This window comes from Kribbella sp. ALI-6-A (genome assembly GCF_001984195.1).
Taxonomy (GTDB): domain Bacteria; phylum Actinomycetota; class Actinomycetes; order Propionibacteriales; family Kribbellaceae; genus Kribbella.
Genome location: NZ_MTQN01000012.1, coordinates 1689393 through 1708866, shown reverse-complemented (window position 1 = coordinate 1708866; position 19474 = coordinate 1689393). Strand labels below are relative to the sequence as shown.

The following is a 19474-nucleotide window of genomic DNA, read 5'->3' as shown; positions in this document are numbered from 1 at the left end:
CGCCCCGAGGCACCGGCCGCGTCCTAACCGAGCACGTCCGTGGCGACGTGGTCGCGGTCCACTCCCTCGATGAGCATCGTCACACCGTCGGAGTTGCCGGTCCGCAGCGGCAGGATCTCCTGGTACGCCGGGGAGTCGTACCAGCCGCGGGCCTGCTCGTAGCTGGGGAACTCGATCACGATCAGCGTGCCCGGCCACTCGCCCTCCAGGTGCTCCGGCTGGTTCCCGTGCACGATGAAGTGGCCGTCGTACGGCGCGAGCGTGGCGTCGATCCGCTCCAGGTACTCGACGATCTCGGCGCCCATCCGGACGTTGCTCAGGTTGGCGATCGCGTAGTGCGTCATCTCGGTCCCTCCCGGTGATCTGTGCTGGTGGGACCAGCCTGGCCGGGAAGCTGTACGGCGACGATTACGTCCGGGGTCATGCCGCCGGAGCCGGGGGGGGTGGGCTGGTGCCGACGTACGGTAGATGGCATGTCGGGTACAGGGGGCCTGCCGGTGGACAAGCCGGTGGAGGCGGAGGAACGGATCGGGCCGTACCGGCTGATCCGGCGGCTCGGGCAGGGCGGCATGGGCGTCGTCTACCTGGCCGAAGGGCCGGAACGGCGTGAGGTGGCGCTCAAGGTGCTGCGCCCGCACGTGGCGCACGACCCGACCGCCCGGGCCCGGCTGGAGCGCGAGGCGACGACGCTGCGCCGGATCGACCACCCCGGTGTGGCCGGCATCCTCGACCACGACCTGCGCGGTGACCGGCCGTACCTGGTGACGCGCTTCGTCCCGGGGCGTCCGCTGGACGAGCAGGTGGACGACCGCGGCCCGCTGACGCCGCAGCGCTGGCTGCCGCTGGCCGGCTGTCTGGCCGAGTCGCTGCAGGCGATCCACGCGGCCGGAGTGATCCACCGCGATCTCAAGCCGGGCAACGTGATGATGTTCAACGGCAAGCCGGTGATGATCGACTTCGGCATCGCCCAGGCCGCCGACGACCTGCGGCTGACCCAGACCGGTCTGGTGATCGGTACGCCGGGCTACCTGGCTCCGGAGCTCATCGAGGGCGAGATGGTGTCCGAGTCGGCGGACTGGTGGGGCTGGGCGGCGACGGTGGCGTACGCCGCGACCGGACGCCGGCCGTTCGGCAAGGGACCGTTCGAGGTCGTGCTGAGCCGGGTCCACAGCGGTCAGGCCGACCTGGAGGGCCTGGACCCGCGGCTGAAGCCGTTGCTCGCCGCAGCGCTGTCGCCGGACCGGCGGGACCGGCCGACGCAGCTCGAGATCATGACCGGCCTCAACCGGTACGCCGAGGGCCGGGACGCGCTGGTTCCGCCCGCCGAGGTGCTGACCGCGAAGGAGACCGTCCAGCTGCACCCGCCGACCGCCGTGATGGCACAGGTCGCGGCGGAGGACGCGCCGACTGTCGCCGGGACGCGGCTGATGCCGGACGGCGGCACGCGCGTAATGCCCGACGGGACTCGGGTGATGCCGGGTGACGACGCTCCGGGCGACCCCGACCCGGCTGAGGTCGCCCAGCTCGTGCCACCGGTGATTCCGCCGCTCTCGGCGTTCGCGCCGCTCCGCGACAAGCTGCGGGACGTCGCCGCCGAGCAGAAGGCCGCCCGGCTCGCGGCGAAGGCGTCCGCCGTACCGGTGCATCCGGCCACGTACAGCCCGGTCCCCGGAGCCGCTGCTCCACCGGCGATGCCGCTGCCGTACCAGCCGGCGCCCGCTGGTCTGGGCGGACCAGCAACTGGGCCGAACTACGCACCGCCGACCGGACCGATCTACGCTCCCCAGCCACCCGCGTCCAACTACCCGGTGCCGGCGAAACCGCAGTACGACAAGGCGATCGAGAAGCGCCCGTCCGGTCCGCCGCTGCCACCCGCATCCCGTGGCGGCCTGCTCTTCGCCCTGCTACTCGCTCTGGCCGCGCTGATCGCCGTACTGCCGGTCCTGGGCATGCTGGTCGCCGGAGCCCTGACTGTCCTTGCCCGCATGGTCGACAAGTCCAGTACGGCGTTGCTGCGGCGGCGGGAAGCCCGTGGCTATCGCGGGAAGTCGGACGGGTTCGTGGCGGTTGCCGCCAGCCCGGTGCATCTGACCAGCGCGACGCTGGTGTCGCTGCCTGCCGCGCTGCTGCCGGTCATCGTCGGCTTCACCGTCGGTGGGATCACCACGCTGATCGTGGCGGTGGCGATGGGCTTCGACTGGGTACCGCTGGCGCCGGTGAGCACGGCGGTCGGCGCAGTCATCGGGCTGCTGACCGCATGGGGTGGTCCGGGTGGTTCCTCGCTGCGGCGGGGTGCGCGGGCCGGGCTCCGGACGGTGTTCCGGCCGGCCTGGCTGAGCGCGCTGGCGTCCATCGCCTTGCTGGTGGTCACCGCGATGCTCGCGTACCGGGGCTTCACCGCCGGCACGAACTGGGCTCCGCTCGCCGACACCTTCCGGCTGCCCGACTTCTCCAGCCCTACGCTCGGCGACGTGCGGGAGCTGCCGGTGATCCGCGATCTGCCGTTCGTCGGCCGCTGACCGAACGCTGCGGCCGGCGCACCTGACTGCGGTGCGCCGGCCGGCTCCGATCAGATCCGGTTGTCCAGGATCAGGATCTGCGAGCGCTCCGGGCCGACACCGACGGCCGAGATCGGCGCGCCACTCATCGCCTCGACCGTGCGGACGTAGGTCTGCGCGTTCTTCGGCAGGTCGTCGAAGCTGCGGCAGCCGGTGATGTCCTCGTCCCAGCCGTCCAGCTCCTCGTAGACCGGCGTCGCGTGGTGGAAGTCGGTCTGCGTCATCGGCATCTCGTCGTGCCGGACACCGTTCACGTCGTAGGCGACGCAGACCGGGATCTTCTCCCGCCCGGTCAGCGTGTCCAGCTTGGTGAGCACGAAGTCGGTGACGCCGTTGACCCGGGCCGCGTACCGCGCGATCACCGCGTCGTACCAGCCACAGCGCCGCGGCCGGCCGGTCGTCGTACCGAACTCGAAGCCCTGCTGGCGCAGCCATTCGCCGTCCGCGTCGAGCAGCTCGGTCGGGAACGGCCCTTCGCCGACCCGGGTCGTGTAGGCCTTGACGACCGCCATCACCCGGTCGATCCGGGTCGGCGGGATCCCGGCTCCGGTGCAGGCGCCGGCCGAGATCGCGTTCGACGACGTGACGAACGGGTAGGTGCCGTGGTCGACGTCGAGCAGCGTCGCCTGGCCGGCCTCCATCAGCACGGTCTTGCCGGCGTCGAGTGCCTTGCCGAGCAGCAGACTCGTGTCGGCGACCATCGGGCGCAGGCGGTCGGCGTAGCCGAGCAGCTCGTCGACCACCTCGGAGATCTCCACCGCCCGGCGGTTGTAGATCTTCACCAGCAGCTGGTTCTTCTGCTCCAGCGCGCCGGTGACCTTCTGCTCGAGGATCTTCTCGTCGTACAGGTCCTGGATCCGGATGCCGATCCGGTTCATCTTGTCGGCGTACGTCGGGCCGATGCCGCGCCCGGTGGTGCCGATCTTGCGGCTGCCGAGGAACCGCTCGGCCACCTTGTCCAGGGTCCGGTTGTACGGCGGGATGACGTGCGCGTTCGCGCTGACCACGAGCCGGCTGGTGTCGACGCCGCGGGCCTGCAGCGCGTCCAGCTCCTCGAACAGCACGCTCAGGTCGACCACCACGCCGTTGCCGATCACCGGGGTGACCCCCGGCGTCAGGATCCCGCTCGGCAGCAGGTGCAGCGCGTACTTCTCGCTGCCGATCACGACCGTGTGGCCGGCGTTGTTGCCGCCGTTGAACTTCACCACGTAGTCGATCGCGGTCCCGGTGTTGCCGAGCAGATCGGTTGCCTTGCCTTTGCCCTCATCGCCCCACTGGGCGCCGACGAGCACGATTGCGGGCATCTCAGCCCTCCTCTTCAACGCGTCGGCCGAAGGCCTGTTCGCCTTGCGTGGCCGGCCGCTGGAAACGGTGAAGCCCGGACGCGTTCACCGAACATTCATCCGGCGTGCGTTCCAGGCTCTTACGACCGAAGCCTACCGGACCCGGGGGCCGCGATGGGGGTGCGTCCAGGTGACCTCGGTCGCCCGTACGGGGTTGCCATTTTCCGTGATCACGTGCACACTCTTAGTCAGCGGCCCGCCGAAACTGCCGCAGGGGACGGTTCCGGCGGGCCGCTTCCTTGTGCCCTGACCGCGGTCCTTGCCTCAGGCCTCCGTCGCGCCTGTGCCCTCCGGGTTCGACGCCAGCCATTCCTTGACCCGTCGGTCGGCCTCCTCACGGGAGACGTCCTCGACCTTGGTCAGGATCGCCCAGCGGTGCCCGAACGGGTCGATCACCGTGCCGTAGCGGTCGCCGGTCATGAACGTCGAGACCGGCTCGACCTGCCGGGCGCCGTACTCGATCGCCTTCGCGAACGTGGCGTCGACGTCGGGCACGTAGTGCACCAGCGACGAGTGCACCCACTCGCCGTTCGGGGCCCGCAGGCCGATCTGCGGCATCTGGTCGCTGAGCTGCAGCATCGAGTTGCCGAACCGCAGTTCCGCCTGCCCGAGCCGGCCGTCGGGCATGTCCTGCCGGCTGACCAGCTCGGCGCCGAACACCTGGGTGTAGAACTCGATCGCCTTTGGCCCGTCGGCCACGGCCAGGTACGGGGTGAGCGAGTGATAACCGTCGGGGATGGGGTTTACCGTGTTCGTCGTCATGCCGAACAGTCAACGCCGGACCGGCCCGCCGGGTCTTGGAAGAAAGCGACAGGCACCGTGACCCAGCCGCCGGACAGCGAGAAGGGCATCCTGCACCCGCAGGAGCAGGCCCGGCACCGCAGCCTGAGCCGGCTCGCGCCCGGACCGGCGGCCGGCCGGTTCGTGGAGTGGTACTGGATCGTCGAGTGGGACCTGGCCGAGCCGTACGTCGCCGAAGTGCTGCCGTACCCGAGCGTGAACGTGACCTTCGAGCAGCCCGGCGGCGCGTTCCTGAACGGCGTCTGCACGCGCAAGTTCGAACGTGGACTGGTCGGCCGCGGCCGGGTCTTCGGGATCAAGTTCTGGGCCGGCGGCTTCGGCGCGGTGACCGGCCGCGACGTGGCGTCGTTCCGCGACCAGGTGCTGCCGTTGACCGAGGTCTTCCCCGACGCCGACCGGCTGGCCGACCTGGTCTTCGCCGAGGAGTCCGACGTACGGCGGCGCGCGGTGGTCGAGGCCTACCTGGCCGACCACCTGGTCGCCGACGACCCGTCGTACGAGCTGGTCCGGCGGATCGTCGCGGCGATGGCCGAGGACCGCTCGGTGACCCGGGTGGACCAGCTCACCGAGCGGTTCGGCGTACCGATCCGCACGCTGCAACGCCTTTTCCGCCGCTACGTCGGGGTCGGCCCGAAGTGGGTCCTGCGCCGCTACCGCCTGCACGACGGCGCCGAACTCCTGGCCCGCGGCAAAGTGACCGAGCTCGCAGACCTTGCCGTTGCCCTCGGCTACTTCGACCAGGCCCACTTCGCCCGCGAGTTCAAGGACCAGATCGGCCTCACCCCGAGCGACTACGCCGCCCGCACCGCTGCCGAACGCCAGATCACCTACCGCTGACGGAACAGCGCGACTGCCATGGCGGTCGCGGTGGCCAGCAGGGCGATCGCGAAGCCGTACTGGGCCGAGTGGCCGTCGACCGCGCGGCCCGCGAAGGCTGCGCCGAGGGCGACGCCGGCGGCGCTGCCGGAGTTGAGCCAGGTGAAGGCCTGCGTGAGGACCGTGGGTGCGACCTCCGACTCGGCGAGAACGGCCGACAGGGTTTGGATGGGAGCGATCGCCAAGCCTGGAAGGGCCAGCGCGAGTCCGAGCGCCAGTGGGGAGTTCACCAGCAGCAGCGGGATCGTGCTGATGGTCAGAGCAGCCAGGGCCAGGACGAACTGCTTCGACGGCCGCATCGGCCAATGCCTCGCCCCGTAGGCGAATCCGGCGAAGAGGCTGACCAGGCTGGTGATCGCGTAGAGCGGTCCGGCCAGCGAGGGGCTGCCGCTGTCGACCGCGAAGGCCGTGACCGAGACCTGCATGCTGCCGAAGAACAGGCCGATGCCGATCGTGGTGGCAACCAGTATGAGGAAGCCGCGGGTGAGCAGACGCGCCGAGCTCTCCCGGCGATCGGCCGAGGCGGGCGGCGGCGCCGTACTGCGTTGAACTGCCAGGGCCAGGCCGCCTGCGATCAGGAGACTGGTGGCCAGAGCTGAGCCGGCTACTGGGCTGGTCAGCGAGCTGACTGTGCCGATGAGTGCTGGGCCGACCATGAAGGCGACGCCGGTGCTCAGGGCTTCCAGGGCGAACGCAGTGGACAGTCCTGGCCGACCACGAAGGGCATGGGCCCAGCGGGCGGAGGTCTGCGCTCCTACTTGGGGCAGCGTGCCTCCGGCGAGCACGCCGGCCAGGACCAGCTGCCACTGGGTTTGGTTAGTAGTGGTGAGGGTGATCAGCAGGGCCACTGCGGCGGCATGGAGCAGCAGGATGATCGGCAGCATGCGGGTCTGGCCGTAGCGGTCGATCAGGCGAGCGACCTGCGGTCCGGCCAGGGCTTCGGCGACCGCGAAGCCACCGGTGACGGTGCCGGCCACGGCGTACGAGCCGGTGGAGCCGTGCACCAGCCAGACGATGCCGAGGCCGGTCATCGCGATGCCGATGCGCGCTGGAACCGATGCGAGGAAGAACTTCCACGCTCCCGGCGTCGCGAGGACGCTGCCGTAGCTGGTGCGGGGCGTGCTGATCCGTCCGGTGAGTGCCGGCACGGCAATGCCTTTCGCTACCCGGTGGGGCGGTGATCTGACCGTGGGCGTCCAGCTTCATCGGTCCGTCAGTGCCGCCAACAACCGTCCATTTTCGGCAGGAAGCGGGGACGCACGCCGCCTGCCGGCTCTGTCACCGGGCAGAACATCGAGGTGTCTGTATCGGCATCAGTGTACCGCGAACGCACCAGCGCGCAGGATCGGCACCGACCGGCTACTGCCGACCTCCGCGGCGATCGCCACGTCCTGCGGGTAGCCGTACTGGATCAGCTCCCGCCCACCAGCAGACTCCTTCAGCAGCTCCGGCAACTCCCCCGCCACCTCCCGGTACGCCGCCGCGGCGGCCCGGGCTTCCGGTGAGAGCGGGCCGACGCTGAGGTCCTGAAGGGCTGCGATGAACGCGCCGGCACCCCAGAGATCTTCTACCGCAGGGCGCAGTGAGCCGTCGGGCCAGCGTTCGCCGGCAGCAATCGCCACGACGGTGGTGTTTCGTGTTGCTGCCCACTGCGCGGCTGCTTGGTAGTTGCGGAGGGAGACGGCCAGGACCGTGGAGCCGCTGTCGGCGAGTTGCTGGGAGATGGTGGAGCCGTTGGGCGACGGCAGGACCAGTCGCTCGACGTCGCGGGCCTGACGGATGGTGGCCGGGGACAGACTGATGCCGTCCGGGCCCGCCTCGGACCGGCCGACGGCGAGCGCGGCGGCGTGCTGTTCGGCGTACTGGCGGGCTGTGCTGTCGCGCCAGCGGTAGGGCAGAACCGTGATGCCGCGGTCGGCGGCGACCGTCACCGAGGTGGTGAACGAGAGGACGTCGACGACCGCGACCAGGGCACCGGGAACCGCCGTGGCGCCGGCCGGGCTCCAGTCGAAGCCGACCCGGTACCCGGACTGGTCGTAAGGGCTGGTCACCCCGCAGATCCTGTCCCTCCGACCCCCGGCCCACAACGCATTTCGTGGGTCAACCCATGAAATGGCCCGTTGGCCCGTCGAATTCCGGTGGGCCAACGGTGCATTTGGCGGGTTCACCCACCAAATGCACCCGGAGGAGTCAGCTCAGGACGTCGGCCGCGGTGGGCGACGAGTCGCGCAGGAAGGTGGCGCAGCGTTCGGCCTCGTCCTTCTCGTCGATGGCGGCCGCTGCCTTGCCCAGCACCGCCAGGCAGCGCAGGAAGCCGCGGTTCGGCTCGTGCTCCCACGGGACCGGGCCGTGGCCCTTCCAGCCGTTGCGGCGCAGCAGGTCGAGCCCGCGGTGGTAACCGGTCCGGGCGTACGCGTAGGCCTCGATCGTCCGGCCGCCGGCGAACGCCTCCTCGGCCAGTTCGGACCAGGCCAGCGAGGAGGTCGGGAACCTGGCGGCCGCCTCCACCGCCGGCAGCCCGGCGGCGAGTTCCGCCGCGGCCGGGTCCTCGGGGAGTAGGGTCTCGGGTGGACCACTCAGCAGATTGTTCAATTCCATAGGCACATCTTCGCCGATCACGCAGCCGTTGCGGCACGTGACCGTCTGGCGAAATCCGTTGACCGTTCACGTACCGGCCACGGATGCTTGAGACCCTGCGTCGTACCGCCGTGGTTCCCAGCTACGGCCGGAAAGGAGGCACCGGATGAGCGTCATCGTCCTGAACGCGTCGTACGAGCCGCTGCACACCGTCTCGATCCAGCACGCCATCCGGATGCTGGTCCGTGAGGTCGCGGTGGTCGAAGAGGCGCACGGCGAACGGACCATCGGGCCCTTTCCAGTGCCACGGGTGCTCCGGCTGGTGCGCTACGTCGTCACCCACTGGCGGTACGCGGCCGGCCGGATGAAGTACAGCAAGCACGGCGTGCTGCGGCGGGACAGGTTCCGGTGTGCCTACTGCGGACTGGACAACGCCGACACCATGGACCACGTCCAACCCAGGTCCAGAGGCGGCCGCACGGAGTGGCTGAACGCGGTCGCCGCCCATGCCGCCTGCAACGAGCGGAAGGGCAACCGGACGCCGTCCGAGGCCAACATGCCCCTGCTGTGGCAACCCTGGGTACCAACCCGCGCCGAGCTCGTCATAGAGACATGACGGGCCTTTTTTATGCCCTTTTCCAGGGTCGTCCACAGGCTCACGACGAGGTGCTCGCCGGTGGTGGTGATCGCGGCATCTTCTGAGGTGTGAACCCAACCCTCAGCGTGCTGCGCGCGATCCGCGGCGGCGTCTTCACCCGCGCCGACGCCCGCGCCTGCGGCTACACCGATCCCGACATCGACACCCTGCTCAGCACCGGCGGCTGGCGCCGGATCCGCCCCGGCCGGTACGCCGCCTTTCGCGATCTGACCCTGGTCACCGACGAGACCCTGCACGTACGCCGGACGTTCCAGCTGCTGCGCGAGTCCTCGGGCCGGATCGCCAGCCACCAGTCGGCGGCGGCCCTGCACGGGCTTCCGCTGTGGGGGCTCGACCTGTCCGAGGTGCATCTCACCCTCGCGGCTCCCGAGGAGATTCCCGGGGTGCTGCGCGGGCGGGTGGTGGCGAAGCCGGACGTCGTACGGCATGTGCGGAGCCCTGTGGGACCTGGCGTCGTGGCGTGGAACGGGGTGCGCCTGACGTCGCCTCCGCGCACGGTCGCCGAGGTGGCGGCGACCTGTCCACCCGCGCCTGCGCAGGCTGTTGCGGATGCCAGCCTGTACTCGGGGCTCACTACGACGGCCGCTTTGCGGAAAGCCACCGAGCATCTGATCGAGGGGGCCGAACGGGCTCGGAGCATCGTGACTCGGGCGACGTCTGAGTCGGCGTCGGTCGCCGAGTCCCGGCTGCGCGTGATTCTGGCCGACGCGGGGCTGCCCATGCCGTCCTCGTCCCCGCCGCCCGGCGTCGACGCGGACCAGCTCGGCTGTTCGTTGTGGTTTCCCGCCGAGCGGACCGTCGTCGAGTTCGAGCCGTACCGCCCGTACTGGACCGATGCGGCCGACGAGGGCGCGCCCGCGCTCGCCGCCTATCTCGCCGAGGCGGCCGACCGAGCGTTCGGTGTCCCGCGGCCAGGTCTGCCCGTCGATCCGTCGCCGGCCGGCTACTGCTGGATCTCCTGGGCCGATCTCGACGATCCGGTCGAGGTGACCGAGCGGGTGCGCACGACGTTCGCCCGAGCGCACCGTGCGACCGCGGTCAGGACCCTCGATCCCGCCCGTCGAGCCCGTCGAGCGCGCCGTTCGGCCGAGCTGAGCACTCAGGGTCCGATCACCCGTCAGAGCTAGTCACTTCGTTCGCTGGAGGGATCCGCTGCGCGGCCGCACTGGCGACGGTGGTGGTACCAATCGAAGGAGCTGAGGCACACGTGCACACCATGAACCGCCGAAGGATTCTCCGCGCCGGAGCGCTGGGAATCGCCGTCGTCAGCGTTGCCGCCGTACTGGCTGGAGCGCCGTCGGCCGCGAGCCCACCGACGCCCGTCGCCGCAGCGGCATCTCACGTCATGGAGGTCGCCGGAAAAGCCGGCGGTGCGCTCGGCCCGGAGTGGCGTGACTACGCCGGTGACCCGGTCAGCTTCGAGGTCGACGCGCGAGCCGTCGATCCGCTGAACCCGACCGGAACGTTCCACGTCGTCCATCGCAAGCCGGACGGGCGACTGCTGGCCGAGTTCAGCGGCAAGGTGACGAGCCTGTACGCCGTGGACGAGGTCGCGACGCTGACCGGCGTGATCGACGAGGCCGAGCATCCCGGGCTGCCGCTGGAGATGGCCGGTCAGAAGATCGCGCTCACCGTGTACGACAGCGGCCGGCCGCGCGGGTCTGCTCCGCGGGCATCGGATCGGATCGGCTGGGTCTGGGGTTTCTTCGGCGCGCCGGTCAGCCGCGTCCAGGGCACTGCTCCGCACTTCGCCGTGAGCTGGGGTGACTTCCGCGTTGAAGGCGGGCCGGATCAGCGGTCCTCCGCTGCCCAGGTGGACGTGCAGTCGGACGCGGCCGGCTCCCGGATCTACGCGGTCCTGGGCGGGACCAGCAAGTCGCCGCCGTTCGTCGGCGATCCACTGCGCTTCGCCCTTGCCGCTCGGATTGCTCCCGGAGACAACGCCTTGCAGGTGAAGGGCGGATTCCACGTGACCCACCACAAACCCGACGGGCAGGTCGTCGCCGACTTCCAGGGACGGATCACCTGCCTGGCTGTTGGTGGTCCGGTCGCCGTAGCCACCGGCGTCGTCACCAAGTCCCTTTCAGCCCCGCAGTTGGTCGGCAAGCCGGTCTCGTTCTCCCTCAAGGACGGCCGCACCGACCGCCTCGGCTGGCTCTGGGGCTTCACCCCGGCTGACGAGCCGATCACCGACTGTCAGTCCATCACCCCGTTCTACGCCCCTGACTGGGGAGGACTCTCCGTCCGATGATTCCGAGCCGGCTCACCCAGCGATGTCGTCCAGCCGGTCCCAGGGCAGGGCCCGCACCGCGATCTGGTCCGTGCGCACGACCACGTCCAAGGGGAACTGCAGATCCGCGGCGAGCATGCGCTCGTACTGCGCCGAGAACCGGTGTGGCTCCGTGGCGATCTGCCGGGGTGTCACCTGGAACGGCACGTCGTCGACCGCCCAGAACGGGAGGTTGAGGTGCCAGTCGAGTTCGCTGACGGGCACGGTTGTGGTGGGTAGGTCCAGCTCGCGCAGCCGATCGGCGTTCCAGACGAAGTCGAGCACGATGTCGCGCAGTTCGGTGGGCACGAGGTGGAGCAAGGGGAACTGTCGTCGCGGCATTCGTCGTCCCTGGATGCACGAACGGACCCGCTGCTGGCGCAGCGGGTCCGTCGGTGGTGCGAGTGCGGAGCCGCGATCCCCGCCTGGTGATGCGGGAGCCGGCGGCTCAGCGGTGGTGCTGGGTCAGGCGTTGAGCGACGTGCCCGTCGAGCGCAGGTGCTCGCAGGCCTCGGCGACGCGCTGGGCCATGCCGGCCTCGGCGGCCTTGCCCCAGGCGCGGGGGTCGTAGGCCTTCTTGTTGCCGACCTCGCCGTCGACCTTCAGCACACCGTCGTAGTTGCTGAACATGTGCGCCGCGGCCGGGCGGGTGAACGCGTACTGCGTGTCGGTGTCGACGTTCATCTTGATCACGCCGTTGTCGACCGCGGCGCGGATCTCCTCCAGCGTCGAGCCGGAGCCGCCGTGGAAGACCAGGTCGAACGGACGGTCCTTGCCGACCTTCGCGCCGACCGCGTCCTGGATCTCCTTCAGGATCTCCGGGCGCAGCTTGACCGAGCCGGGCTTGTAGACGCCGTGCACGTTGCCGAAGGTGAGCGCGGTCAGGTAGCGGCCGTTCTCGCCGGTGCCGAGCGCCTCGACCGTGGCCAGGCCGTCCTCGACCGTGGTGTACAGCTTGTCGTTGATCTCGTTCGCGACGCCGTCCTCCTCACCACCGACGACGCCCACCTCGATCTCCAGCACGATCTTGGCCGCGTGCGCCTTGGCCAGCAGGTCCTTGGCGATCTCCAGGTTCTCGTCCAGCGGAACCGCCGAACCGTCCCACATGTGCGACTGGAACAGCGGGTTCTCGCCGCGGGCGACCCGCTCGGCGGAGATCTCCAGCAGCGGCCGGACGAACCCGTCCAGCTTGTCCTTGGGGCAGTGGTCGGTGTGCAGCGCGATGTTCACGTTGTAGTTCTTCGCGACCTCGTGCGCGTACGCCGCCAGCGCGACCGAACCGGTGACCATGTTCTTGATCGTCGAGCCGGACAGGTACTCCGCACCGCCGGTGGAGACCTGGACGATGCCGTCCGAGCCCGCCTCGGCGAACCCGCGGATCGCGGCGGTCAGCGTCTGCGAGGAGCTGACGTTGATGGCCGGGTAGGCGAAGCGGTTCTGCTTGGCCTTGTCCAGCATCTCGGCGTAGACCTCAGGGGTGGCAATAGGCATGTCTCGCGGTACTCCTCACAGCACAGTTCATGTGGGTTGAGCTCCAGTATCGCCATCGCGGACCTCGTCGTCCGTGGTGGCCCACCTGTTGAGCCGGTCAGGATGACCGGGGAGCGAACAACAGGCAACAGTCGGTCTGCAACATCCGAAGAACCGTGCGCTACAGCCTCGGGTTCTTCGGACGCCACGGGGTCAGGTGGACGATCCGGAGCGCGGGCCGCGGGGAGTGAGGGCCATGTGCAACCGGTAGCGGTCGGCGCGGTAGGCCGACCAGGACAGTTCGACGACCTTGCGGCCGGCGAACGTCGTCCGCTCGAGGACCAGCAGGGGTGCCCGCCGGGCCACGCCGAGGACGCGGGCGACATGACCGTCGGCGTTGTCCGCCCGGACGGTCTGCTCACCCGAGGTGACGACGACGTCGTACTCGCTGGCGAAGACGTCGTACAGGGTGCCGAGTTCGCGGCCGAGCAGGCCGGGGAACAGCGCGGACGGGTAGTACCCGACCTCGTAGGCCATCGGGGACGCGTCGGCGGTACGCAACCGCTCGACCCGGATCACCTTCGTGCCCTTGGCGACGCGCAGTCCCTTGGCGGTCTCGTCGGAGGCCTCGATCTCGGTGGCCGACAGCACCACCGTGCCCGGCTCCAGACCCCGGGCCCGCATCTCGCGGGAGAACGAGGTCAGGTGCAGCTGGGAGTCGACCTGCGGTCCGGTGACGAACGTGCCCTTGCCGTGCACGCGTTCCAGCGCGCCGGACTCGACCAGGTCGCTGATCGCCTGCCGGACGGTCACCCGGGAGACGTTCAGCTTGTCCACCAGGGCACGCTCGGACGGGATGGGGTCGCCGGGGTGCAGTTCGACGTCGATCAGCCGTTCCAGCACCGACCGGACCTGGGCCCGCTTGGTAGCCACCATCGAATCTCGATCCTCCAGACCTTCGGCGTTGCCGCGGGGGGTGCCCGAGACGACCGCTCACTGCTATCGTGCGCAGCATACCTGTTAAGACCAGATAGGACCAGTGATCCCAGTGGTGTCTGTCCCCGCCCCTGCTACCCAGATGGCGCGCGAGATCGCCGAGCAGCCGGCCGCCCTGGCCGCCACGTTCGAGCACGTGCTGCCCAGCCGGCACGACGTCACCCGGCTCGCGGCCGGCCGCCGGCACGTGATCTTCGTCGCCCGGGGCTCCTCGGACAACGCCGGGGTCTACGGCCGCTACCTGACCGAGATCCACGCCGGTCGGCAGGCCTCGCTGGCCGCGCCGTCGGTGGCCACGCTGTACGGCGCGAACCTCGACCTGTCGAACTCGCTGGTCGTGGCGGTCAGCCAGTCCGGCGCGACCCAGGAGATCGTCGACACCGCGGAGTGGGCCAAGCGCAACGGCGCCGCGATCGTCGGCATCACCAACGACGCCGACAGCCCGCTGGCCGCGACGGCGGACGTCGCGCTGATCACCCAGGCGGGCAAGGAACTGGCCGTCCCGGCGACCAAGACCTACACCACGCAGCTGGCCGCGATCACCGTCGCCGTCGACGCACTGGCGCAGAAGCCGGGCACGCTGGACGCGGACATCGCGCGCGTCCCGGAGGCCGCGGCGAAGATGCTGGAGGGCTCGGTCGACGCGGCGGCGGAGCTGCTCGCCGGTGCTCACGACGTGCTGTCGAGCGGCCGGGGTCTCACCTTCGGCACCACCTTGGAGGTGGCGCTCAAGCTGGAGGAGACCTGCCTGCAGCCGGTCCGCGGTCTGTCGTACGCCGACCTGAAGCACGGCCCGATCGCGGTGGTCGACGCGGATCTCGTCACGATTCTCGTCGCGGCGGCCGACGGTCCGGCGCTGCCGGGGATGACGGAGCTGGCGTCGATCGTGCGCGAGAAGGGCAGCAAGATCCTCGGCATCGGTGGGGACGCGAAGTTCGCTTCCCTGTGTGACGTGAACCTCGCTGGGCCCGATCTGCCGGAGACCCTTGCGCCGTTGGCCTTGGTAATCCCTGCCCAGCGCGCCATCGAGGCGCTGGCCCGCAAGCTCGGCCTGGACCCGGACGCCCCGCGTGGTCTCCGCAAGGTCACCCAGACCGACTGATTTTCACCACGAACAACAAGAGCCGCAGCTCCCCCAGGTTCCGGGGAGCGGCGGCTCTTTCGTGCTCAGATCCGGCCGCGGCGGCGGAGGGCTGTGCCGATCTGGTCCGCGCATTCCCGCAGGGGCTTCAGGACCTCGGCGCGGAGGGCGGCGCGCGTACTGCGGGAGGCGTGGGCCGACACGTTCAAGGCGGCGGTCGCCCGGCCGCGCGAGTCCAGGATCGGTACGGCGATCGAGCGGAGTCCCAGTTCCAGCTCCTGGTCCACGACCGCGTAGCCGTCGGTGCCGGCTTGCTTGATCACCTCGCGGAGCTCGTCGGGTGACGTCACCGTGTGCTCGGTGAGCTGCTCGGTCTCCACCGACGACAGGTACGCCGCCAACTCGTCATCAGGCAGCCCGGCCAGCAGCACCCGGCCCATCGACGTCGCGTACGCCGGCAGCCGGGCCCCGACACCCAGCGCGACCGTCATGATCCGGCTGGTCGGCACCCGCGCCACGTACACGATGTCGGGCAGGTCCAGCGTCGCGATCGAGCAGGACTCGCGGGTCTGCGCGCTCAGCTCCTCCATGAACGGACCGGCGATGTCCCCGAGGTCCAGCGACGACAGGTACGCCCAGCCCAGAGCCAGCACCCGCGGCGTCAGCGCGAACCGCCGGCCGTCGCTCCGCACGTAGCCGAGCTGCTCCAGTGTCAGCAGGATCCGCCGCGCGGTGGCCGGCGTGATGCCGACGTCGCGGGCGACCTCGCTCAGCGTCAGCGACGGTGTCTCCGCCGAGAACGCGCGAATCACCGCCAGCCCACGCTCCAGCCCTTGCAGGAACGTACCTGTGGACGCCTCACCGGACATCGGCTAGCCTTTTCGTTGAAAGAAGAACTTTTCGCTCAGCGAAATCCTAGCGGAGCTTTCATGCCGAGTCCAGCCCCTCCCGGAACCATCACCGCGCTGTCCGAAGCGATCGCCGAGCACGTGCACGACGGGGACACGGTCGCACTCGAGGGCTTCACGCATCTGATCCCGTTCGCCGCGGCGCACGAGATCGCGCGCCAGGGCCGCCGCCACCTGACCCTGGTCCGGATGACGCCGGACCTCGTCTACGACCAGCTGATCGGGCTCGGCGTCGCCGACCGGCTCGTCTTCTCGTACGGCGGCAACCCCGGCGTCGGCTCGCTGCACCGGCTGCGCGACGCGGTGGAGAACTCCTGGCCGCATCCGCTCGCCGTCCAGGAGCACAGCCACGCCGGGCTCGCGAACGCGTACTCCGCCGGCGCCGCGCGGCTGCCGTTCGCCGTACTGCGGGGTTATCGCGGGACCGACCTGGAGCGGCAGCGCGACATCATCTCCAGCGTCACCTGCCCGTTCACCGGCGAGGAGCTCGCCGCGGTGAAGGCGGTCAACCCCGACGTCACGGTGATCCACGCGCAGCTCGCCGACCGCGACGGCAACGTGATGCTCTGGGGCATCACCGGCGTCCAGCGCGAAGCCGTGCTGGCCGCGGACCGGGCGATCGTCACGGTCGAGCAGGTCGTCGACGAGTTCCCCGAGCGGACCGGCGCGGTGATCCTGCCGAACTGGGTGCTGAGCGCGGTCTGCGTCGTCCCGAACGGCGCCTGGCCCTCGTACGCCGCCGGCTACTCCGTCCGGGACAACGACTTCTACCAGCGCTGGGACGCGATCGCGCGGGACCGGGACTCGTTCCTGGCCTGGGCGGCCGACAACGATCTCAAGGAGAGCGCGGATGCCTGAGTGGGACAGCGCCGAGATGATGAACGTCGCCGCGGCGCGGGAACTGCACGATGGCGACGTCTGCCTGGTGGGCGTCGGGCCGCCCAACCTGGCCGCGAACCTGGCCCGCCGGACGCACGCGCCGAATTGCCGGCTGGTCTACGAGTCGGGCGCGATCGACGCCAAGCCGCGCCGGTTGCCGCTGTCGATCGGGGACGACGACCTGGCCGCGACGGCGACCGCAGTGGTGTCGGTGCCGGAGATGTTCAACTTCTGGGTCGGGGCCGGCCGGATCGACGTCGGGTTCCTCGGCGCGGCGCAGATCGACCGGTTCGGCAACATCAACACGACCGTGATCGGCGCCCACGCGCATCCGAAGGTCCGGCTGCCCGGCGCGGGCGGTGCGCCGGAGATCGCGGCCGCGGCCCGCCGGGTGATCGTGATCGTGAAGCAGTCGCCGCGCACGTTCGTCGAGACCGTCGACTTCGTGTCGTCGGTCGGCTACGGCCCGACCGGGCGGGAGCGGGTCGCACCGGGTGCGGGCCCGACGCGAGTGATCACCGACCACGGCGTCCTGGAACCGGATCCGTCGACCAACGAGCTGACGCTGACCCGATTGCATCCCGGCGTCACGGTCGAGCAGGCGGTGGCGACGACCGGGTGGGTACTGAAAGTTGCCGAGGGCATCCAAGAGGTCCCGGCGCCGACCACCGCCGAGCTCACCGCGCTGCGTGGGCTCCGCAACCGGGAGGCGTCCGATGCCTGAATCCTTTGTGCACATCGGCTTTCCGAGCCGGATCGTCTTCGGGCCTGGTTCGCTGGATCGGGTGGCGGGCGAGGTCGAGCTGCTCGGCATCTCGCGGGCGCTGCTGATCTCCACCGGTTCCGTACGCGAGTCGGCCGATCTGATCGAGCTCGCGCTGGGTGATCGGTTCGCGGGCCGGATCGACGAGGTGCGGCAGCACGTACCGGTCGATCGCGCCGAGGCCGCGCGAGCCAAGGCGGCCGAGGTCGGCGCCGACGGGATCGTCGCGCTGGGCGGCGGTTCGGCAATCGGGCTGGCGAAGGCGATCGCGCTGACCACCGCACTGCCGATCCTCGCCGTACCGACCACGTACGCCGGTTCGGAGATGACACCGGTGTGGGGCCAGACCGCCGACGGCATGAAGACCACCGGCACCGACCTGGCCGTACTGCCGCGAACGGTGGTCTACGACCCCGTGCTGAGCTCGCGCCTTCCGCTGGCCATCACCGCGGCCAGCGTCGCCAACGCGCTGGCCCACTGCGTCGAAGCGACCTGGACGCCGAAGGCCGACCCGATCACCGAGGTCACCGCCGTCGAGGGCGCCCGAGCCCTGCGCGAAGGCCTGCTCGCGGTCATCGAGGATCGCCACGATTTGGATGCCCGAGGCAACCTCTTGTACGGCGCCGGCCTGGCCGGCTCCGCCCTCGCGTCCGCAGGGACGGGCCTGCACCACAAACTCTGCCACCTGCTCGGCGGCGCCTACGGTCTCCCCCACGCGGAGACCCACGCCGCCGTCCTCCCCCACGTGACCCGGCTGAACGCCTCCGCTGTCCCCCGCGCCAAGGCACGCCTCGAAGCCGCGCTGGAGACGACCGACCTGGCCGTCGGCTTGTTCGATCTGTTCACCACCGCAGGCGTCCCGACCAGCCTGAAGTCCCTGGGCCTGACCGAGCACCAGGCGAAGGACGCCGCTCACAGCTTCGCGGCGAGCGGGGTGGAGAACGTGGTGCCGATCGACGAACAGGCGCTGACCGACCTCCTCCTCTCCGCCTGGTCGGGCGATCGCCCGCGGGCGGCCGAGCACGGCCCCTCCTCCTCTACCACCTATCCGCCCGGCGCAGCCGGGCGCGGCAGCCAAGGAGTTGCGCGATGAAGTCCGCGTTCGTCTTCGACGCAGTTCGTACGCCGGTCGGCAAGCTCGGCGGGGCGTTGTCCGGCGGCCGGCCGGACGACTTGGCCGCAGTCACCCTGCGCGAGCTGCTCGTCCGCCACCCCGGGCTCGACCCCGCGGAGCTCGACGACGTCTTCCTCGGCAACGCCAACGGCGCCGGCGAAGAGAACCGGGACGTCGCCCGGATGGCGGCCCTGCTCGCAGGCTTCCCCACCAGCGTCCCCGGTACGACGGTCAACCGGCTCTGCGGATCAGGTCTGGAAGCCGCGATCCAGGCCGCGCGAGCGGTGGAGACCGGGGACGCGAACCTCGTGATCGCGGGCGGCGTCGAGTCGATGAGCCGTGCGCCCTGGGTGTTGCCGAAGCCGGACCGCGCCTTCCCGCACGGCAGCATGACGGCGGAGTCGACGTCGCTCGGGTGGCGCCTGGTCAACCCGCGGATGCCGAAGGAATGGACGGTCTCGCTCGGCGAGGCGACCGAGCAACTGGCCGAGCGCTACGGAATCACCCGCGAGGCGCAGGACCTGTTCGCGCTGGAGTCGCACGAGAAGGCGGCCAAGGCCTGGGCGGCGGGGACCTTCGACGGGGAAGTGGTCCCGTGGGAGCACCTTGCGCCGATCCTGCCCAAGGCAGCCCAGCCGCTGACCCGCGACGAGTCGATCCGCGAGGGCGGCACGCCTGAGGTGATGGCCAAGCTGAAGCCTGCCTTCCGCGAGCACGGCACGGTGACCGCGGGCAACGCCTCGACGCTGAACGACGGCGCGTCCGCCGTACTGATCGGTGACGAGCAGACCGCCCGCCGGCTCGGGATCGACCCGCTGGCCCGGATCGTCAGCCGCGCGGTGCACGGCGTCGAGCCGCAGTACTTCGGGATCGGGCCGGTCGAGGCGGCCCGCAAGGCGCTCGCGAAGGCCGGCATCGGCTGGGACGACCTGAAGCTGGTCGAGCTCAACGAGGCGTACGCCGCGCAGAGCCTGGCCTGCCTCGGCGAATGGCCCCACCTGGACCGGTCCAAGGTCAACGTGAACGGCGGAGCGATCGCCCTCGGCCATCCGCTGGGCAGCTCCGGGACAAGGATTCTGACCACCCTCGCGCACGAGCTGCGGCGGCGCGGCGGCGGCTACGGCCTGGCGACGCTGTGCATCGGCGTCGGCCAGGGACTGGCGATGGTGATCGAGGCATGA

Annotated in this window: 20 protein-coding genes; 10 read left to right on the top strand and 10 right to left on the bottom strand. The window is 70.4% G+C overall.

The features are described 5' to 3' along the window. Positions 1 to 23: 23 nt before the first annotated feature. The gene (locus tag BWI15_RS34640; RefSeq protein ID WP_077018704.1) at positions 24 to 344 is read right to left on the bottom strand and encodes a DUF1330 domain-containing protein; all 321 of its coding nucleotides are present in this window, start codon (positions 342 to 344) and stop codon (positions 24 to 26) included. A gap of 129 nt (positions 345 to 473) precedes the next feature. On the opposite strand from BWI15_RS34640, the gene BWI15_RS34635 reads away from it, so the two are divergent. Continuing rightward, on the top strand, positions 474 to 2519 hold the full coding sequence (locus BWI15_RS34635; protein ID WP_077018703.1) for a serine/threonine-protein kinase: 2046 nt from the start codon (positions 474 to 476) through the stop codon (positions 2517 to 2519). 50 nt (positions 2520 to 2569) lie between these two features. Here the strand turns inward: BWI15_RS34635 and BWI15_RS34630 are convergent, their stop codons facing one another. Both BWI15_RS34630 and BWI15_RS34625 read right to left on the bottom strand, forming a co-directional pair. After that, entirely contained in the window at positions 2570 to 3862 is a 1293-nt protein-coding gene (locus tag BWI15_RS34630) for an adenylosuccinate synthase (protein WP_077018702.1), read from the bottom strand. Between the two features lie 303 nt (positions 3863 to 4165). Next, positions 4166 to 4663, bottom strand: a complete 498-nt coding sequence (locus BWI15_RS34625; protein ID WP_077018701.1) for a VOC family protein — start codon at positions 4661 to 4663, stop codon at positions 4166 to 4168. 57 nt (positions 4664 to 4720) lie between these two features. Between BWI15_RS34625 and BWI15_RS34620 the strand changes: the two genes are divergently transcribed. Beyond that, a complete protein-coding gene (locus tag BWI15_RS34620) occupies positions 4721 to 5539 on the top strand; it encodes an AraC family transcriptional regulator (RefSeq protein WP_077018700.1) in 819 nt (272 codons plus the stop codon). On the opposite strand, the gene BWI15_RS34615 is transcribed toward BWI15_RS34620, so the two are convergent. The 3 genes from BWI15_RS34615 to BWI15_RS34605 all read right to left on the bottom strand — a co-directional run bounded on the left by BWI15_RS34615 (position 5530) and on the right by BWI15_RS34605 (position 8176). After that, a complete protein-coding gene (locus BWI15_RS34615; protein ID WP_077018699.1) occupies positions 5530 to 6726 on the bottom strand; it encodes an MFS transporter in 1197 nt (398 codons plus the stop codon). The two genes, BWI15_RS34620 and BWI15_RS34615, sit on opposite strands and share 10 nt — an antisense overlap. 165 nt (positions 6727 to 6891) lie before the next feature. Beyond that, entirely contained in the window at positions 6892 to 7629 is a 738-nt protein-coding gene (locus BWI15_RS34610) for a 2-phosphosulfolactate phosphatase (RefSeq protein ID WP_077018698.1), read from the bottom strand. A gap of 139 nt (positions 7630 to 7768) precedes the next feature. Beyond that, positions 7769 to 8176 carry a DUF3151 domain-containing protein gene (locus tag BWI15_RS34605; protein WP_077018697.1) on the bottom strand — a complete coding sequence of 136 codons (408 nt, stop codon included), beginning with the start codon at positions 8174 to 8176 and terminating at the stop codon, positions 7769 to 7771. A 145-nt stretch (positions 8177 to 8321) separates the two neighbouring features. Here BWI15_RS34605 and BWI15_RS34600 point away from each other — a divergent pair, with 145 nt between their 5' ends. The 3 genes from BWI15_RS34600 (at position 8322) to BWI15_RS34590 (ending at position 11064) form a co-directional block, all read left to right on the top strand. Beyond that, a complete protein-coding gene (locus BWI15_RS34600) occupies positions 8322 to 8771 on the top strand; it encodes an HNH endonuclease (RefSeq protein WP_077018696.1) in 450 nt (149 codons plus the stop codon). An 89-nt stretch (positions 8772 to 8860) separates the two neighbouring features. Beyond that, positions 8861 to 9940, top strand: a complete 1080-nt coding sequence (locus tag BWI15_RS34595; RefSeq protein WP_237771585.1) for a type IV toxin-antitoxin system AbiEi family antitoxin domain-containing protein — start codon at positions 8861 to 8863, stop codon at positions 9938 to 9940. 80 nt (positions 9941 to 10020) lie between these two features. Beyond that, on the top strand, positions 10021 to 11064 hold the full coding sequence (locus BWI15_RS34590) for a hypothetical protein (RefSeq protein WP_143466078.1): 1044 nt from the start codon (positions 10021 to 10023) through the stop codon (positions 11062 to 11064). Positions 11065 to 11076: 12 nt separating this feature from the next. Here BWI15_RS34590 and BWI15_RS34585 read toward each other — a convergent pair whose 3' ends face one another. The 3 genes from BWI15_RS34585 to BWI15_RS34575 all read right to left on the bottom strand — a co-directional run bounded on the left by BWI15_RS34585 (position 11077) and on the right by BWI15_RS34575 (position 13488). Continuing rightward, on the bottom strand, positions 11077 to 11424 hold the full coding sequence (locus BWI15_RS34585; RefSeq protein ID WP_143466076.1) for a hypothetical protein: 348 nt from the start codon (positions 11422 to 11424) through the stop codon (positions 11077 to 11079). 123 nt (positions 11425 to 11547) lie between these two features. Beyond that, entirely contained in the window at positions 11548 to 12573 is a 1026-nt protein-coding gene (fbaA, locus tag BWI15_RS34580) for a class II fructose-bisphosphate aldolase (protein WP_077018693.1), read from the bottom strand. 192 nt (positions 12574 to 12765) lie between these two features. Further along, on the bottom strand, positions 12766 to 13488 hold the full coding sequence (locus BWI15_RS34575) for a GntR family transcriptional regulator (RefSeq protein WP_077018692.1): 723 nt from the start codon (positions 13486 to 13488) through the stop codon (positions 12766 to 12768). A 142-nt stretch (positions 13489 to 13630) separates the two neighbouring features. Here BWI15_RS34575 and BWI15_RS34570 point away from each other — a divergent pair, with 142 nt between their 5' ends. Beyond that, positions 13631 to 14650, top strand: a complete 1020-nt coding sequence (locus tag BWI15_RS34570; protein ID WP_077018691.1) for an SIS domain-containing protein — start codon at positions 13631 to 13633, stop codon at positions 14648 to 14650. Between the two features lie 65 nt (positions 14651 to 14715). Here the strand turns inward: BWI15_RS34570 and BWI15_RS34565 are convergent, their stop codons facing one another. Further along, complete coding sequence (locus tag BWI15_RS34565; protein ID WP_077018690.1) at positions 14716 to 15498, bottom strand: IclR family transcriptional regulator domain-containing protein; 783 nt, start codon at positions 15496 to 15498, stop codon at positions 14716 to 14718. Positions 15499 to 15558: 60 nt separating this feature from the next. Between BWI15_RS34565 and BWI15_RS34560 the strand changes: the two genes are divergently transcribed. From BWI15_RS34560 to BWI15_RS34545, 4 genes are read left to right on the top strand one after another with little or no spacing between them, the layout of a single operon-like run. Beyond that, positions 15559 to 16395, top strand: coding sequence for a CoA transferase subunit A (locus tag BWI15_RS34560; protein WP_077018689.1), 837 nt, complete (start codon positions 15559 to 15561; stop codon positions 16393 to 16395). Further along, positions 16388 to 17140, top strand: coding sequence for a CoA-transferase subunit beta (locus BWI15_RS34555; RefSeq protein WP_077018688.1), 753 nt, complete (start codon positions 16388 to 16390; stop codon positions 17138 to 17140). The genes BWI15_RS34560 and BWI15_RS34555 overlap by 8 nt, the downstream gene beginning before the upstream one ends. Further along, positions 17133 to 18272: a maleylacetate reductase gene (locus BWI15_RS34550; protein ID WP_083751168.1), complete on the top strand. Its 1140-nt coding sequence runs from the start codon at positions 17133 to 17135 to the stop codon at positions 18270 to 18272. Before BWI15_RS34555 ends, BWI15_RS34550 begins: the two co-directional genes overlap by 8 nt. Then, entirely contained in the window at positions 18269 to 19474 is a 1206-nt protein-coding gene (locus BWI15_RS34545) for a thiolase family protein (RefSeq protein ID WP_077018686.1), read from the top strand. The genes BWI15_RS34550 and BWI15_RS34545 overlap by 4 nt, the downstream gene beginning before the upstream one ends.